Genomic DNA, 22,218 nt, shown 5'->3' on the forward strand with positions numbered 1-22,218 from the left:
TCAGGGTTGGTTCAAGGCGGTGGCCCGGCGTACGACCGCCTCCAGCGCGCGGAACCAGGTCTCGGCCAGGTCCCGTACCGCCTCCTCGGTGAGGAGTCCGGCCGCGTACGCCCAGTGGGCGCTCAGTTCCGGCCCCTCGGGACGGTCCTCGGTGAGGGCGTTGAGGGTGAGGGCGTGGGACATCGGCATGCCGGGGTCCGCGTCGAGGTCGGCGGCGTCGTCCTCGGGGGCGTAGGACCAGTCGACGGCCTCCGGGTACTCGAAGCGGCCCATGTAGTTGAACTCGATCTGCGGCTCGCCGAGCCGGGCGAGCCCGGGGCCGGTGCGGGGGTTGAGCCGGCGCAGCAGGCCGTGTCCGATCCCGGAGGCGGGCGGTGCCGCGAGGTGGGCGCGGATCCGGGCCAGTGCCTCGTCCAGCGCGGGGCCGCCCGTGAAGGCGTCCGCCGGGTCGGCCTCGCCCGGGTCGAGTCGTACGGGCACGACGCTGGTGAACCAGCCGACCGTACGGGACAGGTCGGCGCCGCCCGCGAGTTCCTCCTCGCGGCCGTGACCCTCCAGGTCGACCAGGACGGGTCCGCCCGGTCCCCGCGCACCCGGGGTCCGGGCCCGCCAGTCGGCGACCGCGAGGGCGAACGCGGTGAGCAGGACGTCGTTGACGGTGGCGCCGAAGGCGGCCGGGACCCGGCTCAGCAGGGGGCCGGTCAGGTCGGCGGGCAGGGTCAGCGAGAGGTGGCGGGTGGTGGCGACCGTGTCCCGGGCGGGGTCCAGCGGGCGGGCCAGGGGAAGGTCGGCGCCCTCGGCGAGGGCGGAGGTCCACCAGGGCAGCTCGTCCTCGGCCGCCGGATCGCCCGCGCGGGTCCCGAGCAGCCGTGACCAGCGGGCGAACGACAGTTCCACGGGCGCCAGTCCGGCGGGGCGGCCGGTGCGGACGGCGGCCCAGGCGGTGGCGAGGTCGGGCAGCAGGACACGCCAGGAGACGCCGTCGATCACCAGGTGGTGGACGAGGATCAGCAGCCGTCCGGGGTTCCCGGGCCCGGCGTCGAACCAGACCGCCCGCACCATCGCCCCGCCCTCCGGGTCCAGTCCGGCCCGTGCCGTCACGGCGTGGGCGGAGATGGCGGCGCGCAGTGCGGTCTCGTCCGCGCCGCGCACGTCGGCCCGGGTGAGCCAGGTGCTGACGTCGGTCTCCTGCGCCGGGGGAACCCGCAGGGTCCACTCCGGGTCGCGGACGAGCCGGGCGCGGAGCATGTCGTGCCGGGCGGCGAGCGCCGTGAGCACGGCCAGCAGTCCGGGCCCGGTCAGGTCGGCCGGGGTGCGGACCAGGGCCGCCTGGTGGTAGGCGGCGATGGGGCCGCCGCGTTCGAGCAGGGCGCGCATGATCGGGGTGAGCGGGACGGTGCCGGTGCCGTCGTCGTGGGCGGCGTGCCGTTCGTCGGTGCCGAGCGGCACGGCCACGACGGCGAGCGCGGCGACGGTGCGGTGCTGGAAGACCTGACGCGGGGTGACCCGCAGGCCGCCGGCCCTGGCCCGGGCGACGAGTTGCATGGCGACGATGCTGTCGCCGCCGAAGGTGAAGAAGTCGTCGTCCGTGCCGACCGCCTCGGCGGGCAGCCCGAGCGCGTCCGCGAACAGGTCGCGCAGGGTGCGCTCGGCGTCGCTCGCAGGGGCCCGGCCGCCGCCCGTCGCGGTGAAGTCAGGGGCGGGCAGGGCCGCCCGGTCGAGCTTGCCGTTGGAGAGCAGCGGCAGCCGGTCCAGAACGACCACGGCGGCCGGGACCATGTAGTCGGGCAGCGCGGCGGCGGCGTGGGCGCGCAGGGCGGCCGGGTCCTCGCTGCCGTCCGGGACGACGGCGTACGCGATGAGCTGCCGTACGCCCGGCCGGTGTTCGCGGGCCACGACGACCGTCTGCGCCACGGCCGGGTGGGTGTCCAACGCGGCCTCGATCTCGGCGAGTTCGATCCGGTAGCCGCGGATCTTGACCTGGTCGTCGGTGCGGCCGGCGAACTCCAGCAGGCCGTCCTCGGTCCAGCGGGCCAGGTCACCGGTGCGGTACATGCGTTCCCCGGGGGGACCGAACGGGTCGGCCACGAAGCGCTCGGCGGTCAGGTCCGGCCGGCCGAGGTAGCCGCGGGCCAGGCCCGGTCCCGACAGGTACAGCTCGCCGGTGACGCCGGGCGGGACCGGGCGCAGCGCGGTGTCCAGCACATAGGCGCGCGAGTGGTGGACGGGGCGTCCGACGACCGGGCTCGCGCTGTCGCGGACCCGGCCGACGAGGGCGTCGACGGTGGCCTCGGTGGGGCCGTACAGGTTGACCGCCTCGGTGTCCGGCAGCGCGGCCAGCCGTGCCCACAGCGCCGGGGGAACGGCCTCGCCGCCGAAGCCGATTACGGAGAGCGGGCAGTCGGCCTCGGGGCCGATCAGCCCGCTGTCCGCCATCCGGGCCAGCAGCGACGGGGTGACCTCGACGAAGTCGATGCCCCGGTCCCGGACGAAGGCGGTGAGGAGTTCGGGGTCGCGGCGGGTCTCGTCGTCCGCGATGTGCAGGGCGTGTCCGTCCAGCAGCCACAGCTGCGGCTGCCAGGAGGCGTCGAAGGAGAAGGACCAGGCGTGTCCGACGCGCAGGTGCCGGCGTCCGGTGCGGCGCCGGGCCACCTCGTGCAGGTCGTGGCGGTGGCTGTGGAAGAGGTTGGCGATACCGCGCTGGGTGACGACGACACCCTTGGGACGGCCCGTCGAGCCGGAGGTGTAGATGACGTAGGCGGGGTGGTCTGGGGCGGGAGGGGTGGGATCCGCCTCCGGCAGGCCGTCGGCCGGGGCGTCGAGGAGCAGCACCGGGATCTCGGTGGCGGGCAGCGCGCGGGCGGTCTCCCCGGTGGCCAGGACCAGGACCGGGCGGGCGTCGTCGAGCATGCCGGTGAGCCGCGACCCGGGCAGGTCGGGGTCGAGCGGCAGATAGGCGGCGCCCGCCTTCATCACGGCGAGGATCGCGGCGATGTGGTCGGCGGTGCGGGGCAGGGCGAGGGCCACGATCCGCTCGGGGCCGGCACCGTGCCCGGCGAGGATACGCGCCAACCGGTCGGTGCGGGCGTCGAGTTCGGCGAACGTCCAGGTCACCGAGCCATCGGTGACGGCGACCTCGTCCGGTGCGGCGGCGGCCTGGGCGGCGAACAGCGCGGGCACGGTGCCCGGCCGCTCGTCCGCCGGTACGGGCAGCGCGGTGTCGTTCCAGGTCCGCAGGACGGTGTGCCGGTCGTCGGGGTCCAGCAGGTCGAGGCGTCCGACCGGGCGGTCGGGGTCGGCCGCCATGCCGGTGAGCAGGGCGGTCAGGGCGGAGGCGATCCGCCGTACGGTGGCCGGCGTGAACAGCTCGGGGCGGAACTCGGCGGTCAGCCGCAGCCGTTCCGCGGGCTCGACGGCCCACGCGAACGGATAGTGGGTGGAGTCCTCGTGGTCGCGGACCGTGACGCGCGGTCCGGCGCCTCCCCCGTCCGCCTCCGTCACCGGATACGACTCGAACACCACCAGGGTGTCGAAGAGTTCGCCGAGGCCGGCGGCCCGCTGGATGTCGGCGAGGCCGAGGTGCTGATGGGCGATGAGCCGGGACTGCTCGTCCTGGAGCCGGGCCAGCAGGTCGGCCGTGCTCTCCTGCGGACGGACCCGCACGCGGACGGGCACGGTGTTGATGAACAGGCCGATCATCGACCCGGCCCCGGCCAGTTCGGGCGAGCGGCCGGCGACGGTCGCGCCGAACACCACGTCCTCCCGCCCGGTGAGCCGGCCGAGGAGGACACCCCAGGCGGCCTGGACGAGGGTGTTGAGGGTGACACCCCGGCGCCGGGCGAACGCCTCCAGCTCCGCCGTGCGGACGGCGTCCAGGGCGACGGTGTGGGTGTGCGGCACGGCGGCGGCACGGTCGGCGTCGACGGGCGCGAGCCGGGTGGGTTCGGCGAGAGAGCCGAGGGCCTCGGCCCATGCCGCGGCCGAGGCGGCCGGGTCCTGGGCGGCCAGCAGCCGCAGATGCTCGCGGTACGGGGCCGGCGCGGCGGGGGTGCGGCCCTCGTAGCGCGCCCACAGCTCGGCGGTGAGCAGCGGCAGCGACCAGCCGTCCAGCAGGAGGTGCTGGTGCGAGAGCACGAGCCGGTATCGGTCCGGGCCGAGCCGGGCCAGCAGCAGCCGCAGCAGCGGCGGGCGTTCGGGGTCGAAGCGGCGCCGCTCCTGGCCGAGCAACCGGGTCCACGAGTCCGGGCCGGCGTCCGGGCCGGCCTCCGGGCCGGTGAGGTCGAGCTGCCGCCAGGGCAGTACGGCGGTGCGCGGTACGACGGCGACGGGCCGCCCGGAGGACAGGTGCCTGAAGCCGCTGCGCAGGTTCTCGTGCGCGTCGAGCACCGCCTGTCCGGCGGCGCGCAGCCGGTCGGCGTCCAGTGGTCCTTCCAGGTCGTAGGAGACCTGGACGGTGTACACGTCGGGGCCCTCCTCGCCGGAGTCGAGGGCGGCGTGGAAGAGCAGGCCGGCCTGGAGCGGGGAGACGGGCAGGACCTCGGTTCCGGCGGGCAGGGCGGCGAGTTCGGCGCGCTCGTCGTCGGTGAGGTCGAGCAGGGGGGCGGTGTCGCCGGGGTCCCCGTCGGCGGGGGCGGGGCCGGTGGTGGCGGCCACGGTGGCCAGGCCCGCGACGGACTTGTACCGGAACACGTCACGGGGGCTGAACGCGAGCCCGGCGGCGCGGGCCCGGGCGACCAGCTGCATGGCGACGATGCTGTCGCCGCCGAGGGCGAAGAAGTCGTCCTCGACACCGACCCGTTCGAGGCCGAGCACGTCCGCGACGAGCGCGCCGAGGGTCTCCTCCAGCGCCGTGCGCGGCCGGGTGTCGCTCACCTCGGCGGCGAAGTCGGGGGCGGGCAGCGCCCGGCGGTCCAGCTTGCCGTTGGGGGTGAGCGGGAGGGCGTCGAGGGTGACGACGGCGGCCGGGACCATGTGGTCGGGCAGCACGGCGGCGGCGTGGGCCCGCAGCGCCGCCGCGTCCGCCGGCGCGCCGTCCCCGGCCGGGACGACGTACGCGATCAGGTGGGCGTCGCGCAGGACGACGGTGGCGTGGTCGACGGACGGGTGCGCCGCGAGGACGGTCTCGATCTCGCCGAGCTCGATCCGGAAGCCGCGCAGCTTGACCTGGTCGTCGGCGCGGCCGAGGTACTCCAGCGTGCCGTCCCGGGTCCAGCGGGCCAGGTCCCCGGTGCGGTACATACGGGCGCCGGGCCCGTCGGCGTGGGGGTCGGCGACGAACCGCTCGGCGGTCAGGCCGGGGCGGCCCAGGTAGCCGCGGGCCAACTGGACGCCCGCCAGGTACAGTTCGCCGGCCACGCCGGGCGGGACCGGGCGCAGTGCGGCGTCCAGGACGTAGGTGCGGGTGTTCCACACGGGGCGGCCGATCGGTACGGCCGCCGGGCCGGCGGGCACCTCGTGGGCGGTGACGTCGACGGACGCCTCCGTGGGGCCGTACAGGTTGTGCAGGCGGCTGCCCGGCAGGGTCCGGTGGAAGCGGGCGGCCAGCGGAGCGGGCAGTGCCTCGCCGCTGCACATCACCTGGCGCAGTCCGGTGCACCCGGCCGCGGTCGGTTCGTCGAGGAAGGCACGCAGCATCGACGGCACGAAGTGGGCCGTGGTGATGTGCCGGCGCCGTATCAGGTCGGCGAGGTAGACCGGGTCCTGGTGGCCCTCCGGGCGGGCCACGATCAGGGTGGCGCCGGTGACGAGCGGCCAGAAGAACTCCCACACCGACACGTCGAACCCGGCCGGGGTCTTCTGCAGGACCCGGTCGCCGCGGTCGAGACGGTAGGCGTCCTGCATCCACAGGAGCCGGTTGGCGATGCCCTCGTGGGGCACGGTGACGCCCTTGGGGCGGCCGGTGGAGCCGGAGGTGTAGATGACGTACGCGGGGTGGCGGGGGTCGTGGGCGGTGGGCAGCGGTGCGTGCGCCGGGCGGCCGGGGACGCCGTCGGCGTCCACCGTGAGGGTGGGCACGCCGGTGTCCGGGAGGCTGACCCCGTCGGCGGTGACCAGGCAGACCGGGCGGGCGTCGGTGAGCATGTACCCGAGCCGCTCGGCCGGGTAGCCGGTGTCGAGGGGCAGGTAGGCGGCGCCCGCGCGGTGGACCGCGAGCAGCGCCACCACGAGGGCGAGGGAGCGCGGCAGCGCGACGGCCACGGTGGCCTCGGCCCGCGCCCCGTGCGCGGCGAGGGTGTGGGCGAGACGCTCGACCCGCAGGTCGAGTTCGGCGTAGGTGAGGGCGGTGTCCTCGAAGACGACCGCGGTGGCCTCGGGGGTGCGGGCCGCCTGCGCGCGGAACAGCTCGGGCAGGGTGAGGTCGGGGACGGGCCGCGCGGTGTCGTTCCACTCGGTGAGGACGAGGGCGCGTTCGTCGTCGCGCAGCACGTCGAGGCTGCCGACGCGGCGGCCGGGGTCGGCGGCGACCTGCTCCAGCAGTGAATCCAGCCGCTCGGCGAGGAGTTCGGCGGTCGGCTCGTCGAAGAGATCGGCGCTGTACTCGATCCAGCACCGCAGCCCTTCCTCGCCCTGCTCGACGAAGTCGAAGCTGAGGTCGAACTTGGCGCCCTGCTGGCCGAGCGGTTCGCGGTGCGCGGTCAGACCGGGCAGGGCGGGGGTGGCGCCGGCGTTCTCCAGGTGCACGACCATCACCTGGAACAGCGGGTGCCGGGCCAGTGAGCGGGCCGGGTTGACGGCCTCCACCAGGCGTTCGAAGGGCAGGTCCTGGTGCTCGTAGGCGGCGAGGTCGGTCTCCCGGACGCGGGCGAGCAACTCGGCGAAGGTGGGGTCGCCGGACAGGTCGGTGCGCAGGACGAGGGTGTTCACGAAGAAGCCGACCAGGTCTTCGAGGTGTTCGTCGGAGCGCCCCGAGACCGGTGCGCCCAGCGGGATGTCCGCTCCGGCGCCGAGCCGGTGCAGCAGCGCGGCGACGGCCGCCTGGGCGACCATGAACATGCTGACGCCATGACGGCGGGCCAGCATGCGCAGGTCACGGGTCCGTCCGGCGTCGACGGTCAGTCCGACGGCGCCACCGCGGTGGCTGCTCTCCGGCGGCCGGGGCCGGTCGGTGGGCAGCGCGAGTTCCTCCGGCAGGCCCGCGAGCGCGCCCTGCCAGTGGGTGAGCTGGCGGGACTGGCGGCTGTCCGGCGCGTCGGCGTCGCCGAGTGCCTCGCGGTGCCAGAGGGCGTAGTCGGCGTACTGCACGGGCAGGGGCGCCCACCCGGGCCGGTGTCCCGCACGGCGGGCCTCGTAGGCGAGGGCCAGGTCGCGCCAGAGGGGGCCGTCGGACCACTGGTCGCCGGCGATGTGGTGCAGCACCAGCAGCAGGACGTGTTCGTCCGGGTTCAGGGCGAACACGTGGGCGCGCAGCGGGAGGTCGCGTTCGAGCTCGAAACCCCGCGCGGCGGCCTCGGCGAGCCGGCCGGGCAGTTCGCTCTCCGTGACCCGGCTGTGCTGGACGGGGACCGTGACCCGGGACGGGTCGAGCACGACCTGGCGGGCCCGGCCGTCGGCCTCGGGAAAGACCGTGCGCAGGCTCTCGTGGCGTACCGCGACGTCGTTCAGCGCGGCGGCCAGCGCGTCCGGGTCGAGGGCGCCGGTCAGCCGCCAGGCCGCCGGGATGTGGTACGTGGCGCGCGGCCCCTCGATGCGGTGCAGCAGCCACAGCCGCTGCTGGGCGAAGGACAGCGGGAGTTCCTCGGGCCGGTCCGCGGGGACCAGGGCCGGCAGGCCGCCGGCCCGGTCGTCGAGCCGCGCGGCGAGCAGCGCGGGGGTGGGTGCCTCGAAGACGGTACGGACGGTGAGGTCCGCTCCGAGGACCGTACGGACGCGGCTGACCAGTCGCATGGCGAGCAGGGAGTGTCCGCCGAGGGTGAAGAAGTCGTCGTCGGCGCCGACCCGGTCGAGGCCGAGGACATCGGCGAAGAGTCCGCCGAGGATCTCCTCGCGCGGGCCGCGCGGCGGGGCGCCCTGCGCGTCCGCGGACGTGAAGTCGGGTGCGGGCAGGGCCCGTCGGTCGAGCTTGCCGTTGGGGGTGAGGGGCAGCGCGCCGAGCGGGACGAAGGCCGCGGGCACCATGTGCGCGGGGAGCGCGGCGGCCGTGCGGGCGCGCAACGCCGTCGCGTCCACCGGTCCGGCGTCCCGGTCCGGCACCACGTAGGCCACCAGCCGCTGGTCACGGACCACGACGACGGCGTGGGCGACGGCCGGGTGCCGGGTCAGGGCTCCCTCGATCTCGCCGGGTTCGACGCGGAAGCCGCGCACCTTCACCTGGTCGTCGGTGCGGCCCAGGTACTCGACCGTACCGTCGGCCGTCCACCGGGCCAGGTCGCCCGTGCGGTACATGCGGGTTCCCGGCGCCCCGTACGGGTCGGCGACGAACCGCTCGGCGGTCAGCGCGGCCCGGTCGAGGTAGCCGCGGGCGAGCTGGACGCCCGCGAGGTACAGCTCGCCGGGGACGCCGGGGGGCACCGGGCGCAGCCCCGCGTCGAGGACGTACACCCGGGTGTTCCACACCGGGCGGCCGATCGGCACGCTCGGTGCGTCCGGCCCGATCTCGACGGCCGTCACGTCGACCGACGCCTCGGTCGGCCCGTAGAGGTTGTGCAGCCCGGCGGTCAGGACCTCGTGGAAGCGGTGGGCCAGGCCGACGGGCAGGGCCTCGCCGCTGCACATCACCCGGCGCAGGCCGACGCACTGCGCGGCGGTGGGCTCCTCCAGGAACAGCTGGAGCATGGAGGGCACGAAGTGGACGGTGGTGACGTCCTGTTCGCGGATCAGCCGGGCCAGGTAGGCCGGGTCGCGGTGGCCCTCGGGCCGGGCGAGCACCAGGGCGGCGCCGGTGATCAGGGGCCAGAAGAACTCCCACACCGACACGTCGAAGCCGGAGGGCGTCTTCTGCAGGACCCGGTCGGCGGACGTCAGGCCGTAGGTGTGCTGCATCCACAGCAGTCGGTTGACGATGCCCTCGTGCGGGACGACGACTCCCTTGGGGCGGCCGGTGGAGCCGGAGGTGTAGATCACGTACGCGGGGTGCGCCGGATCGTGGGCCGCGGGCAGGTCCTCCTCGGGGCCGGTCGGCAGGCCGTCGCGGATCACGCACACCGGACGGGCGTCCTCGACCATCAGCGCGAGGCGTTCCTCCGGGTAGTCCGGATCGAGAGGGAGATAGGCGGCTCCGGCGCGGTGGACGGCGAGCAGGGCGACGACCAGTTCGGGCGAGCGCGGCAGCGCGACGGCCACGGTCCGCTCGGGGCCCGCGCCCAGCCCGGCCAGCACCCGTGCGGAACGCTCCACCCGGGCGTCCAGCTCCGCGTACGTCAGCCGCTCGCCCTCGAAGACGAGCGCCGTGGCCTGCGGGGTGCGCGCCGCCTGGGCGGAGAAGAGGCCGGGCAGGGTGGCGGAGGGGACGGGGTGCGCGGTGGCGTTCCACTCCTCCAGCACCTGCGCCCGTTCGGCCTCCGCCAGGAGCGGGAGGTCGCGCACCGGGCGGTCCGGTTCGGCCGCGGCGTGTTCCAGCAGCCGCGCCGTACGGCGGGCGAGCCGCTCGGCCGTCCCGTGGTCGAAGAGGTCGGCCGCGTACTCCAGGAGCAGCACGACACGGTCGCGGCCGGTCTCGTCGACGAAGGTGAAGTGGAGGTCGAACTTGGCCATGCCGGTGTCCATGTCGAACCATTCGGTCCGCAGGCCGAGCACGTCCGGGTCGCCGTCGGGGCGGTGGTGGTAGCCCAGCATGACCTGGAAGAGGGGGTTGCGGCCGGCCGCCCGGGGCGGGTTGAGGGTCTCCACGACCCGGTCGAAGGGCAGGTCCTGGTACTCGAAGGCCTTCAGGGACGACTCCCGCACCCGGTCCAGCAGCCGCCGGAACGTGAGGTCCTCGCCGGACAGGTCGGTGCGCAGGACCAGGGTGTTCACGAAGAAGCCGACCAGGTCGCCGAGCGCCTCGTCGGTGCGGCCCGCGATGGGCGCGCCGAGCGGGATGTCGTCCCCCGCGCCGAGCCGGTGCAGCAGCGCCGCGGTGGCGGCCTGGAACAGCATGAACATGCTCGTCCCGGTGGCTGCGGAGAGGTCACGCAGGGCGTGGCCGGTGGCGGTGGGCAGCTCCAGGTGGACCTTGCCGCCGCGCCCGGTCGGCTCGGCCGGACGCGGCCGGTCGGCGGGCAGGGCGAGCTCGTCGGGCAGGCCGCGCAGGGCGTCCGCCCAGTGGGCGAGCTGGCTCTCGCCGGTCCGGGCGAGCAGGTCGTCCTGCCAGAGGGTGTAGTCGGCGTACTGCACCGGCAGGGGCGCCCAGGCGGGCGGCCGTCCCTCGCGGCGGGCCGCGTAGGCGGCGTCGAGGTCGGCGAGGAAGGGGCGGTCGGACCACTCGTCGGTGGTGACGTGGTGCAGGACGACGGCCACCACGTGGTCGTCCGGGCCCAGCCGGAACACCTCGCAGCGCAGCGGGAGTCCGGCGGTCAGGTCGAAGGGGCGACGCTGGGCCGCCTCGATCAGCGCGGGCAGCGCGTCCTCGGCGCAGTCGGTCACCGTGCAGTCGGGGAACGCCTCGGCGGCCGGGACGATCCGCTGGTACGGCTCGCCCTCGTGCACGGGGAACACCGTCCGCAGCGCCTCGTGGCGCCCGGCGACGTCCCGCAGGGCGGTGCCCAGGGCCTCGGTGTCGAGGGCGCCGCGCAGCCGGAAGACCAGCGGGAAGTTGTAGGCGACGCCGCTTCCGGTGATCTGCTCGACCAGCAGGAGCCGGCGCTGAGCGGCCGACAGCGGAATGCGGGCGGGCCGGTCGGTGACGGGGGCGACGGCCGGCCGGGCCGGGCTCGCCTGGTCGGCGCGGCCCGCCAGCAGCGCCGGGGTGGGCGCCTCGAAGAGGTCGCGGATGGCGAGTTCGGCGCCCAGGTCGGTACGGGCGCGGCTGACCAGCCGGGTGGCGAGCAGCGAGTGTCCGCCCAGGTCGAAGAAGTTGTCCTCGGCGCCGACCTCGGGCAGCCCCAGCACCTCGGCGAACAGCCGGCACAGCACCTCCTCCCGCGGGGTGCGCGGGCCGCGTCCGCCACCGAGGGCGACGGCGGGCTCGGCGTCGGGCAGGGCGCGCACGTCGAGCTTGCCGTTGGCGTTCATGGGCAGGCCGTCGACGGTGACGAAGGCGGCCGGGACCATGTAGTCGGGCAGTTCGCGCCCCAGGTCCTCGCGCAGCCGTCGCACCAGGGCGCTCGCCTCACGGGCGGCGGTGGGGTCGTTGGCGTAGGGGTGGGTGCCGCCGCCGGCGCGGAACAGGCCGCCGGTGAGGCGCGGTTCGGCGGTGGCGGTCGCCAGGAACACCGCGTCGAACGTTCCGGTCCGCGCCGACCAGGTGGTCAGCACCCGGTATCCGGCGGCCGCGCCGAGTTCGCACAGGTGCTCCGGGTCGACGCCCGCTTCACGGGTACGGCCGTCGGGCACGCCGGTCAGACGCAGGCCCGCGGGCCGTTCGCCGCGCGGGTGCCGGCCGGTGCCCCCGGTCCCGGACCGGTTGCCGCCCAGCAGTGCGCCGATGCCCTCGGCGCCGGACCAGTCCCCGCGCACGAGTTCGCCGATGGTGTCGGCCGTGGCCCAGTCGACCACCGGCACGCCGTCCAGCCGTACGTCCGGCTCGCCGGCGTACAGGACGACGTCGTAGCGGTGCCTGCTCAGCTCGTTGTGGTGGTGGCCGCGCTTGGTGCGCAGGTCGATCCCGTAGCCGAGGGTGGTGAAGAACTCGGGGTCGACGAGGAGTTCCTTCTCCAGTCGCAGGCCGCGCTCCACCGCCGCCTCCAGGTCGGCCTCGGCGGTGCCGCGGGCGCGCTGGACCTCGGTGTGGAAGGTGCGGGCCAGCCGCAGGTTGCGGACGTCTCCGACGAACAGGGCGCCGCCGGGCGCGAGCAGGTCCATCGCGCCGCGCAGTACGGCGGTGAGGTGGTCGACGCTCGGGAAGTACTGGATGACGGAGTTGACGACGATCGTGTCGAAGTAGCCGGTGGGCAGACCGCTCAGGTCCTCGGCGGGCCGGCAGCGCAGTTCGACCTTGGCGGCGAGGGCCGGGTCGCGCCGTACCTCCTCACCGATCTTGCGGATGACAGGGGCGGCGAAGTCGGTCGCCCAGTAGGCCTCCACTTCCGGGGCGAGCCGGGACAGCAGCAGGCCCGAGCCCACGCCGATCTCCAGGACGCGGCGGGGGCGCAGCGCGCCGATGCGGGCGAGGGTGGCCTCGCGCCACTCGTGCATCTCGTCGAAGGGGATGGGCTGCCCGTCGTAGGAGCTGTCCCAGCCGTCGTACCGCTCGGTGAAGACGGCGGTGCCGATCTCCTCGTACTCGTCGGAGTAGATCTCCTGCCACTCCCCGACCTGCGCGGCCTCGGCCGCGGAGCGCTCCTCGGAGTCGGCGCCGGAGGGCACGACATAGCCGACGAGGCGTTCGTCGCGGACCACCACGGCGGCCTGGGCGACCAGCGGGTGACGGCTGAGGACGGTCTCGATCTCGCCGGGTTCGATGCGGTAGCCGCGGATCTTGACCTGGTCGTCGGTGCGGCCGAGGAAGTCGAGGTTGCCGTCGGGGCCCCGGCGCACCAGGTCGCCGGTGCGGTACATGCGCTCGCCGGGCTCCCCGAACGGGTCGGCGACGAAGCGTTCCGCGGTCAGCGCGGGCCGGCCGAGGTAGCCGCGGGCCAGGCCGATGCCGGCGATGTACAGCTCACCGGGCACGCCGTCGGGCACCGGACGCAGCCAGGCGTCGAGGATGTGGGCGCGCGTGCCCCGGATGGGGCGGCCGACGGTGGGCGTCGCGCTGTCGAGGGTGCCGCCGCCGAGGGTGTTGATGGTGTACTCGGTCGGCCCGTACAGGTTGTAGCCGTACGTCCCCTCGGTGTCGCGCAGGGCCGTCCACACCGTCTCCGGGACGGCCTCGCCGCCCAGCAGCACCAGCGGCGGCACATGGCCCGTCAGCAGGCCCTGCTCGATCAGCAGCCGGGCGTAGGTCGGGGTGACGTTGACGACGTCGACGCGGTGCCGCTCGCAGTAGGCGACCAGCGCCTCGGCGTCACGGCGCAACTCCTCGTCGCACACGTGCACTTCGTGGCCCTCGACCAACCAGAGCAGTTCCTCCCACGACATGTCGAAGGCGAAGGACACGGTGTGCGCGATGCGCAGCCTCCGCCCGCCGGCCGAGGCGATGGCCGGGGCGAAGATCTCCTTCTGGTGGTTGAGCTGCATGTTCGTCAGGCCCCGGTAGGGGGTGACGACGCCCTTGGGGCGGCCGGTGGAGCCGGAGGTGTAGATGACGTAGGCGGGGTGTTCGAGGCTGAAGCGGAGACGGACCGGGGTGTCGGACAGCCCGGCCAGCTCGTTCCCGGTGTCCGGGTCGTCGAGCAGGACACGGGCCATGTCGCCGTCCAGCGTGGCGGAGACGGCCCGGGTGGTGAGCAGCAGGAGCGGGCGGGCGTCGGCCAGCATCAGGGACAGCCGGTCGGCCGGATGGTCCAGTTCCAGCGGCAGGTAGGCGGCGCCGGTGCGCAGGACCGCGAAGAGCGCGACCACCATGTCCAGGGAGCGCGGCAGGCCGAGGGCGACGACCCGCTCGGGGCCGGCGCCCCGCTCGATCAGCAGCCGGGCCATGCGGTTCACGGCCGCGTCGAGCTCGGCGTACGTCAGGGTGCGCTCACCGAAGACGAGGGCCCGCTCGTCCGGGGTGCGTCCGGCCTGCGCGGCCAGCAGGTCGGCGATGGTGTCCTCGGGGTCGGGCACCCGGCTCGCCGCCGACTCCCTTCGCAGCGCCTCGTGTTCGGCGGGCAGCAGCGGGTCGAGGGACCCGACGGGCACCGTGAGGTCGGCGCCGAGGCGGTCGAGGAGCAGCGCGAACCGGTCGAGGAGCGTGCGCGCCCGGTCGGCCGGGACGAGGTCGGGGCGGTGGGTGAGGGTGACGGCGATCCGGCGGCCCGGGGTGATGACGAGGTTGACCGGGTAGTGGGTGGCGTCGACGTTGGCGACGGCCGTGGCGCCGTGCCGGGTGCGCAGGTCCGCCAGCCGTTCCCCGGTGTCGTTGTTGCGCAGTACGAACAGGGTGTCGAAGAGCCTGCGGTGTCCGGTCTCGGCCTGGAGCACGCCGAGGCTGAGGTGCTCGTACGGCATGAGGTCGAGGCGTTCGCCCTGGATGCGGCGGAGCAGTGCGAGGACCGGCTCGGCGGGGTCGAGGACGATCCGGGTGGGAACCGTGTTGAGGAAGAGCCCGATGATGTCGCCGACCATCGGGACCTCACTGGGCCGGCCGGCCACCGTGGTGCCGAACACCACGTCGGGGCGTCCGGTGGCGGAGGCGAGGGTGAGCCCCCAGGCCGCGTTGAGGAGCGTGTTCAGGGTCAGACCGTGGGCGCGGCCCGTCTCCCGCAGCCGGTCGCCGAGCTCGGCGGACAGGCTTGTGTCGAGCTGGTCGGGGATGACCGGTTCGAGGCCGTCGGCCGCGGCCGGGGCCAGCAGCGTGGGCTCGTCGAGACCGGCCAGGGCGGCACGCCAGGCGGCCGTGGCGGCCGTGTCGTCCTGCTGCTCCAGCCAGCTCAGGTAGTCGCGGTAGCTGCCGGGCTCGGGAAGGGCGTTCGCGTCGCCGCCGGTCTCGTAGAGCGCGAACAGCTCGTCGAGGAACAGCCAGGCCGACCAGCCGTCCCAGAGGATCAGGTGACGGCCGATGACGAGCCGGTCGCCGCGCTGCGCGCCCAGGCGCAGCAGGAGCAGCCGGAACAGCGGGGGCGCCGAGAGGTCGAACCGCCGGTCGCGCTCCGCGTCCGTCAACTCCCGCAGCCGTACGTCCTGTTCGGCGGCGGAGAGGTGGGAGAGGTCGACCTCGTCGAGCGGGACCTCCGGGTCCTCGACGATGAACTGCACCGGCCGGTCGAGGCCCTCGCTGGTGAAGCCGGCGCGCAGGCCCGGGTTGCGGGCGAGGAGGGTGCGGACGGCGGCGCGCAGCCGTCCGGTGTCGAGCCGGGTCGCGAAGTCGAACGTCTCGTGCACGGTGTAGACGTCGAGGGCGCCCTCGTCGTACGCCGAGTGGAAGAACAGGCCCTCCTGGAGGGGGGCCAGCGGCCAGACGTCGGCGACGGCGGCCGGGGCGGCCAGGGCGCGGACACGGGCGTGTTCGGCGTCGGTGAGGGTGAAGGGGGCGGCGGGGGCGCGGCCGGCGCTCGGGGCCGCCGTCGCCGCTCCGGCCGCCGCCGCCAGGGCGGCGGGGGTGCGGTGGGTGAACACGTCGCGGGGGCTCAGGTCCAGGCCGGCCGCCCGGGCCCGGCCGGAGACGCCGATGGAGCTGATGCTGTCGCCGCCGAGCCGGAAGAAGTCGTCGTCGGGGCTCGCGTCCTCGATGCCGAGGACGGCCGCGAAGATCTCGGTGAGCTGCCGTTCCAGCGGTCCTGAGGGTGCGCGGCGGGCGGCGCGCTCGGCCTCGGGGGCGGGCAGCGCGGCCTGGTCGAGCTTGCCGCTGGGGGTGAGCGGGAGGTCGGCGAGGACGACGTACGCCTCCGGGACCAGGGGCGCGGGCAGCGCGTCCGCGAGGGCGGCGCGCAGTTCGGCGGGGTCGACGGCGGTTCCGGCCGCCGGGACCGCGTAGGCGACGAGGCGCTGGTCACGGACGACGACCGCGCCCCGGGCGACGGCCGGGTGGCGGGTCAGCGCGGCCTCGATCTCGCCGAGTTCGACCCGGTTGCCGCGCAGCTTGACCTGCCGGTCGGTGCGGCCGAGGTAGTCGAGGGTGCCGTCGGGCCGGCGGCGCACCAGGTCACCGGTGCGGTACATGCGGGCGCCCGGTTCGCCGGCGTACGGGTCGGCGACGAACCGGTCGGCGGTGAGCGCGGGGCGCCGGTGGTAGCCGCGGGCCAGCTGGACGCCGGTCAGATACAGCTCGCCGGGCACCCCGTCGGGGACCGGGCGCAGGCAGGGGTCGAGGACGCGCAGGCCGGTGTTCCACACGGGCCGACCGATGGGCACGGTGGTGTCGGACGCGCCGTCGTAGGCGTGGTACGTCACGTCGACGGCGGCCTCGGTGGGGCCGTACAGGTTGTGCAGCGGCACTCCGGTCAGGTCGTGCCAGCGGCGGGCCGCGGCTCCGGACAGGGCCTCGCCGCTGCTGAACACCCGGCGCAGGCCGCCCGCCCACCCGGGGTCGGCGGTGACCTCGTCGGAGGCGAGGAACGCCTCCAGCATGGACGGCACGAAGTGCATCGTCGTCACGCCCTCGGCCCGGATCAGGCGGGCCAGACAGGCGGGGTCACGGTGTCCGTCCGGCGCGGCGAGGACGACGGCGGCGCCCTCGCACAGCGCCCAGAAGAACTCCCAGACGCTCACGTCGAAGCTGGACGGCGTCTTCTGGAGCACCCGGTCGCCGGGGTCGAGGCCGTACTCGCCCTGCATCCAGGCCAGCCGGTTGACGATGGCGCGGTGGGTGACGACGACGCCCTTGGGACGGCCGGTGGAACCGGAGGTGTAGATGAGGTAGGCGGGGTCGTCGGGACGGGCCGGGTCCCCGGGGGCGGCCGGCGGGAGGTCGTCCGCCGCCCCGGCCCGGTCGGTCACGCCGGTCACTCCGGTCACTCCGGTCACTCCGGTCACTCCGGTCACGCCGTCGACGTCGATCACGTCGAGGCCCTCGACCGACGGCAGCCGTCCCGCGTCCCGTGCCGTGGTGACGACCGTGGTCGCCCCCGAGTCGGTCAGCATGTACGCGAGCCGCTCGGCCGGGTAGTCCAGGTCCAGGGGCAGATAGCCGGCCCCCGACTTCAGGACGGCGAGCAGCGCCACCATCAGCTCGGCCGAGCGCGGTACGGCGACCGCGACGAACCGCTCGCGGCCCGCGCCCCGGGCCCGCAGGCGGACGGCCAACTCCTCGGCTCTCAGGTTCAGTTCGGCGTAGGTGAGGGGGGTCGCGCCGTCGAGGACGACGGCGGTGGCGTCCGGGGTGCGCGCGGCCTGCGCGGCGAACGCGGCGGCCAGCGTGGTGGCCGGGACCGGCCGGGACTCCCCCGCCGGGTGGGCGCCGGCCAGCTCGCGCGGGGTGAGCAGTCCGAGGTCGGCGACCCGGGCCCCGGGGTCGTCGGCCAGGGCGCCGAGGACCAGGGTGAGCCGGTCGGCGAGGGACTGCGCGGCGTCGGCGTCCAGGCGCCGCGCGTGGTGCTTCAGCCGCAGGTCGAGACGGCGGCCGGGCTTGACGACGAGGGCCAGGGGGTAGTGCACGGCGTCGTGGAAGGCGTGTCCGGCGACGGCGATCGTGCCGGTGGGGTCGGTGATGCCCGGGGCGCCGTCGCCGCCGGGGTAGTTCTCGAACACCACGAGCGTGTCGAAGAGTTCGCCGCCCCCGGTGTGCCCGGCGGCCCGCTGGATGTCCGCGAGGCCGAGGTGCTGGTGGTCGAGCAGTGCGCTCTGCTCCTCCTGGAGCCGCTCCAGCAGAGCGCCGAGGGTGTCGCCCTGCGTCCAGCGCAGCCGGGTGGGCAGCGTGTTGATGAACAGACCGATCATCGACTCGATGCCGTCGACGGCGGCGTCACGGCCGGCCACGGTGGTGCCGAACAGCACGTCCTGACGGCCCGCCATGCGGCCGACGAGCAGTCCCCACGCGCCCTGCACGAGCGTGCCGAGGGTCACCCCGCGCTCCCGGGCGCGGGCGGCGAGCCGGGCGGTGACCCGCTCGGACAGCTCCACGCGGATCTGCCCGGGCTCGACGGGTCCGGCGGGCGCCGGGACCTCGACCAGCCGGGTGGGCTCCTCGACGCCGGCGAGCGCGGCACGCCAGGCGGCCCGGGCGGCCTCGCGGTCGGCGCCGGCGATCCTGCGGAGGTAGCCGCGGTACGGGGCGACCGCGGGCAGCGGCGCCGGGTCGTCGCCGTACAGGGCGAGCAGTTCGCGGTGCAGGATCGGCAGGGACCAGCCGTCCGCGACGATGTGATGGAACGTCAGGACCAGTCGGCTGCGCTCGTCCCCGAAGCGGATCAGGGCGCAGCGGAGCAGGGGAGGGCGGGCGAGGTCGAAGCGGTGGGCGCGTTCGTCGGCGGCGACGGCCTCGGCGAGTGCTCGCCGGACCGCGAGATCGTCCTGCGCGGCCAGGTCCACCTCGCGCCAGGGCAGTTCGAGACCGGTGGCGACGATCTGGACGGGGCGGCCGTCGGGCCTCTGCCGGAAGCAGGCGCGCAGCGGGGCGTGCCGGTCGAGGAGTCGCTGTGCCGCCCGGCGCAGCAGGGCGCCGTCGACCGGTCCGGACAGTTCGACGACCTGTTGCACGACGTACGTGTCGTGTCCGGCGCCGTCCATCAGGGCGTGGAAGAAGAAGCCCTCCTGGAGCGGGCCGAGGGGCAGGGTCTCCTCGACGGTGACGGCGGACTCCCCCTGCAGGGCCGCGAGTTCGTCGTCGCCCAGCTGCCAGGAGGTGTCGTCCACGGGGCCGGCCGCGGCGGTGCGGGCGGCGCCGGCCAGTTCCGCGACCGTGCGGTGGCGGAAGACGTCGCGCGGGGTCAGCTCCAGACCGGCCCGGCGGGCCAGGACGAGCAGCTGGACGGCGACGATGCTGTCGCCGCCGAGCGCGAAGAAGTCGTCGTCGACGCCCACCGAGGGCACCCTCAGCGCCCGCGCGTACAGATCGCACAGCAGCCGCTCGCGTTCCGTGCCGGGGGCCCGTCCGGCGCCGGTCGGGGTCAGGTCCGGCACGGGCAGGGCGGCGGCGTCGAGCTTGCCGCTGGGGGTGACGGGCAGTCGGTCCAGCGGGACGAAGGCGGCCGGGACCATGTAGTCGGGCAGATACGCGGCGGCGTGCCGGCGCAGGGCCGTCATCAGCGCGGTGACGTTGCGGAAGGGTGCCGGACGGTTGGTGAGCGGGTGACCGCCGCCGGGGCGGTACGGCGCCACGAGGTCGTCCCCGGCGGGCGCGAACACGGCGTCCAGGCTGCCGTCCTCGGCGTCCCCGTTCCAGGTGAGCGTCGCCTCGTAGCCGTGCCGGGCGGCGCTCTCGTGGAGGGACTCGGGGTCCACTCCGTGCGCCGCGCCGGCCGGCCTGCTGCTGTCCCGGAGGGCGTCGAGCGCGGCCAGGTCGTCGGCGAGCCGGGCGTTGGGGATGCCGGTGACCCGCAGCCGGTCCGGGCGCCCGGCGAGCAGGGTGTCGAGGGCGTGGACCGAACCGAGCGCGGGCCAGGGCGACTCGGGCACCTCCGCGCCCCCGTCGGCCCGCGGCCGCAGGACCACGTCGTAGCGGTACCGGGTGAGTTCGTTGTGGTGCGTGCCGCGCTTGACCCGGATGTCGGCGGTGAGGCCGTCCAGGGTGGCGAAGTAGTCCGGGTCGACGAGGAGTTCGCCCTCCCAGGCGAGCGCCCGGTCCACGGCGGCGCGCAGGGCCTCCTTGTCGCCGTCGGTCTCGTCGCGCACCCGCCCGCCCTCGACGGCCGCGCTCAGGGTGCGCAGCAGCCGCAGGTTGCGTACGTCGCCGACGAAGAGGGCGCCGCCGGGCGCGAGCAGCGCGGCGGCGGCGCGCAGCACGCCGGTGAGGTAGTCGCCGCCGGGGAAGTACTGGACGACGGAGTTGACGACGATCGTGTCGAAGTGGCCCTCGGGCAGCCCGGTGAGGTCGTGCGCGGGCCGGGCCAGCAGGGTGACCCGGTCGGCGAGGCCGGGGACGGCGGACACCTGGGCGTCCAGGGCCCGTACGGCTTCCTCGGACAGGTCGGTGCCCCAGTACGCCTCGCAGTCCGGGGCGAGCCGGGACAGCAGCAGGCCGGAGCCGACGCCGATCTCCAGGATGCGCCGGGGCCGTAGGGCGCGGATCCGGTCGAGGGTCGCCTCCCGCCACTCGCGCATGTCGGCGAGGGGGATGGGCAGCCCGTCGTACATGCTGTTCCAGCCGGCGAAGTTCTCCTCGAAGCCCTCCGAACCCGCCGCGGAGTACAGCAGTTCGTGCAGGTCCTTCCAGTCGGCGACTCCGGCCTGCGCGTCCGCCTCCGGACCGGCGTCCAGCGAGGGCACGACGTAGGCGGCGAGGCGCCGTTCGCCGGGGCGGTCCTCGCGGACGACGACCGCGGCCTGGTCGACGGCCGGGTGGGAGCGCAGGACGGACTCGATCTCGCCGGGCTCGATGCGGAAGCCGCGGATCTTGACCTGGCTGTCCACGCGGCCGTGGAACTCCAGTCGTCCGTCCGCCTTCCAGCGCACCAGGTCGCCGGTGCGGTAGAGCCGGTCGCCGGGGGCGGCGGCGAGGGTGTCGGGGGCGGCGACGAAGCGTTCGGCGGTCAGGGCGGGGCGGCCCAGGTAGCCGCGGGCGAGGCCGGCGCCGCCGAGATAGAGCTCTCCCGTGACACCGGCGGGGACCGGCCGCAGCCGGTCGTCGAGGACGTAGGCGCGGGTGCCGGGGTCGGGCACGCCGATCGGCACGATGGTGCCGGGCGGGGTGTCCGGATCGCACAGGCCCAGCGTGGAGTTGGTGGTGGCCTCGGTCGGGCCGTAGGCGTTGAACATCATCCGGCCGCGCGCGTACCGGCCGACCAGCTCGGGGGACACCCGCTCCGTACCGGCCAGCAGCGTTGCCCGCGGCGGGAGTTGCACGTCGTCCGGCATCGCGGCGAGCAGGGCGGGCGGCAGGATCATGAAGGTGACGCCGTGCTCGTTCGCGTAGTCGGCGAGCGGCGCGCCGGGAACCCGGCGGTCGGCGGGCACGACGACCAGTCGGCCGCCGGACAGCAGTCCGAGGCACAGGTCCCAGAACGCCACGTCGAAGCTGGGTGAGGCGAACTGGAGGACCCGGCTGTGCGGGCCGATCCCGAAGCGTTCCCGCTGCGTGGCGACCAGCCCCGCCACCCCGGCGTGCGAGAGCACCGTGCCCTTGGGGCGGCCGGTGGAGCCGGAGGTGTAGATCACGTAGGCCGCGTGCGCGGCCGTCGACCCGTCGGCGGCCGACGGCCCTTGTGCGGGGCGGCCGGCCAGCTCGGCGATCGTGTCCGGGGCGTCGAGGACCAGCGGATCGATGTCCGGGGGGAGGTCGGGCACGATCTCGGCGGTGGTGACGAGGCAGACCGGCCGGGCGTCGGCGAGCATGTAGGCGATGCGGTCGGCCGGGTAGTCGGTGTCGATGGGCAGATAGGCCGCGCCCGCCTTCAGGACGGCGACCTCCGCGACGATCATGTCGGCCGAGCGCGGTACGGCGAGGGCGACCACGGTCTCGGGACCGGCGCCCCGGGCCACCAGGGTGTGCGCCAGCCGGGACGCGCGCGCGTCGAGTTCGGCGTAGGTGAGGCGGACGTCCTCGTGGACGAGGGCCACCTCGTCGGGGCGGGCGGCGACCTGGTCGGCGAACATCCGCGGCCAGGTGAGCGCGGGCACGTCGTGCGCGGTGTCGTTCCAGTCGTGCAGGATCCGGTGCCGTTCCCCGTCGTCGAGGAGTTCCAGGTCGGCGATCGGGGTGGCCGGGCGGGCGAGGGCGTCGGCGAGGAGCGTGCGGTAGTGGCCGAGGATCCGGTCGACGGTGGCGGGTTCGAAGAGGTCGGTCCGGTAGTCCGCCGACACCTCGCCGTCGGCCACGGTCAGCGCCAGGTCCAGCGGGCCCCCCTCGTCCCAGGACGCGTCGCCGTAGCCCGTGGCGCACAACAGCCCGCCGCCGCGGAAGGGTTCGGGGGCGAGGAGGTCCAGCAGTTCGGCGGTCGGCAGGCGGTGGTCCGCGGCCTCGGCGCGCGCCGCCCCGACCCGTTCGCACAGTTCGGCGAACGGGGTGTCGCCGTCGACCGCGACGCGCAGCGGCAGCCCTTCGTGCGCCACCGCCGTCCCGGTCGCGGCGGCACCGCCGTAGCGGTGCAGCAGGGCCACGAGGGCGGCGAGTCCGGTCACCCGGTCGGCGGTCGCCGCCGAGGGGGCGGCGCGCCGGGCGCGCGGCGCCGCCCCCTCCTGGCGGGGCGGGTGCGGGAAGTCCCGTGGCAGTGCGGGCTGCGGCACCGGTGCGGCGAACCGCCGCCGCCAGTAGTCCGTCGCCGTCGCCTGTGCAGAAGAACGCGTGTTGCCCGACACAGCTGCCCGTGCCTCCCAGGTGCGGTGTGGAACGGCTCAGCGGAGCCGCGACCGCTCGAATAGTAAGGTAAGCATTGCCTTACTTGATAGACCCCTTTCGGAACCACGGGCCCAAGTCGCAATGACTGAGGTTATGCTCACCTAACCTGCTGACAGGATTGTCCGGTG

At 75.2% G+C, this 22,218-nt stretch carries 1 protein-coding gene; it reads right to left on the reverse strand.

Annotation, left to right across the window (positions count from 1 at the left end; translation table 11 throughout):
• Entirely contained in the window at window positions 1-22,050 is a 22,050-nt protein-coding gene (locus tag OHU34_RS09460) for a non-ribosomal peptide synthase/polyketide synthase (protein ID WP_405765814.1), read from the reverse strand.
• Window positions 22,051-22,218: the final 168 nt, after the last annotated feature.

It is taken from the genome of Streptomyces sp. NBC_00080 (assembly GCF_045041255.1).
Classification (GTDB): Bacteria; Actinomycetota; Actinomycetes; order Streptomycetales; family Streptomycetaceae; genus Streptomyces; species Streptomyces coriariae.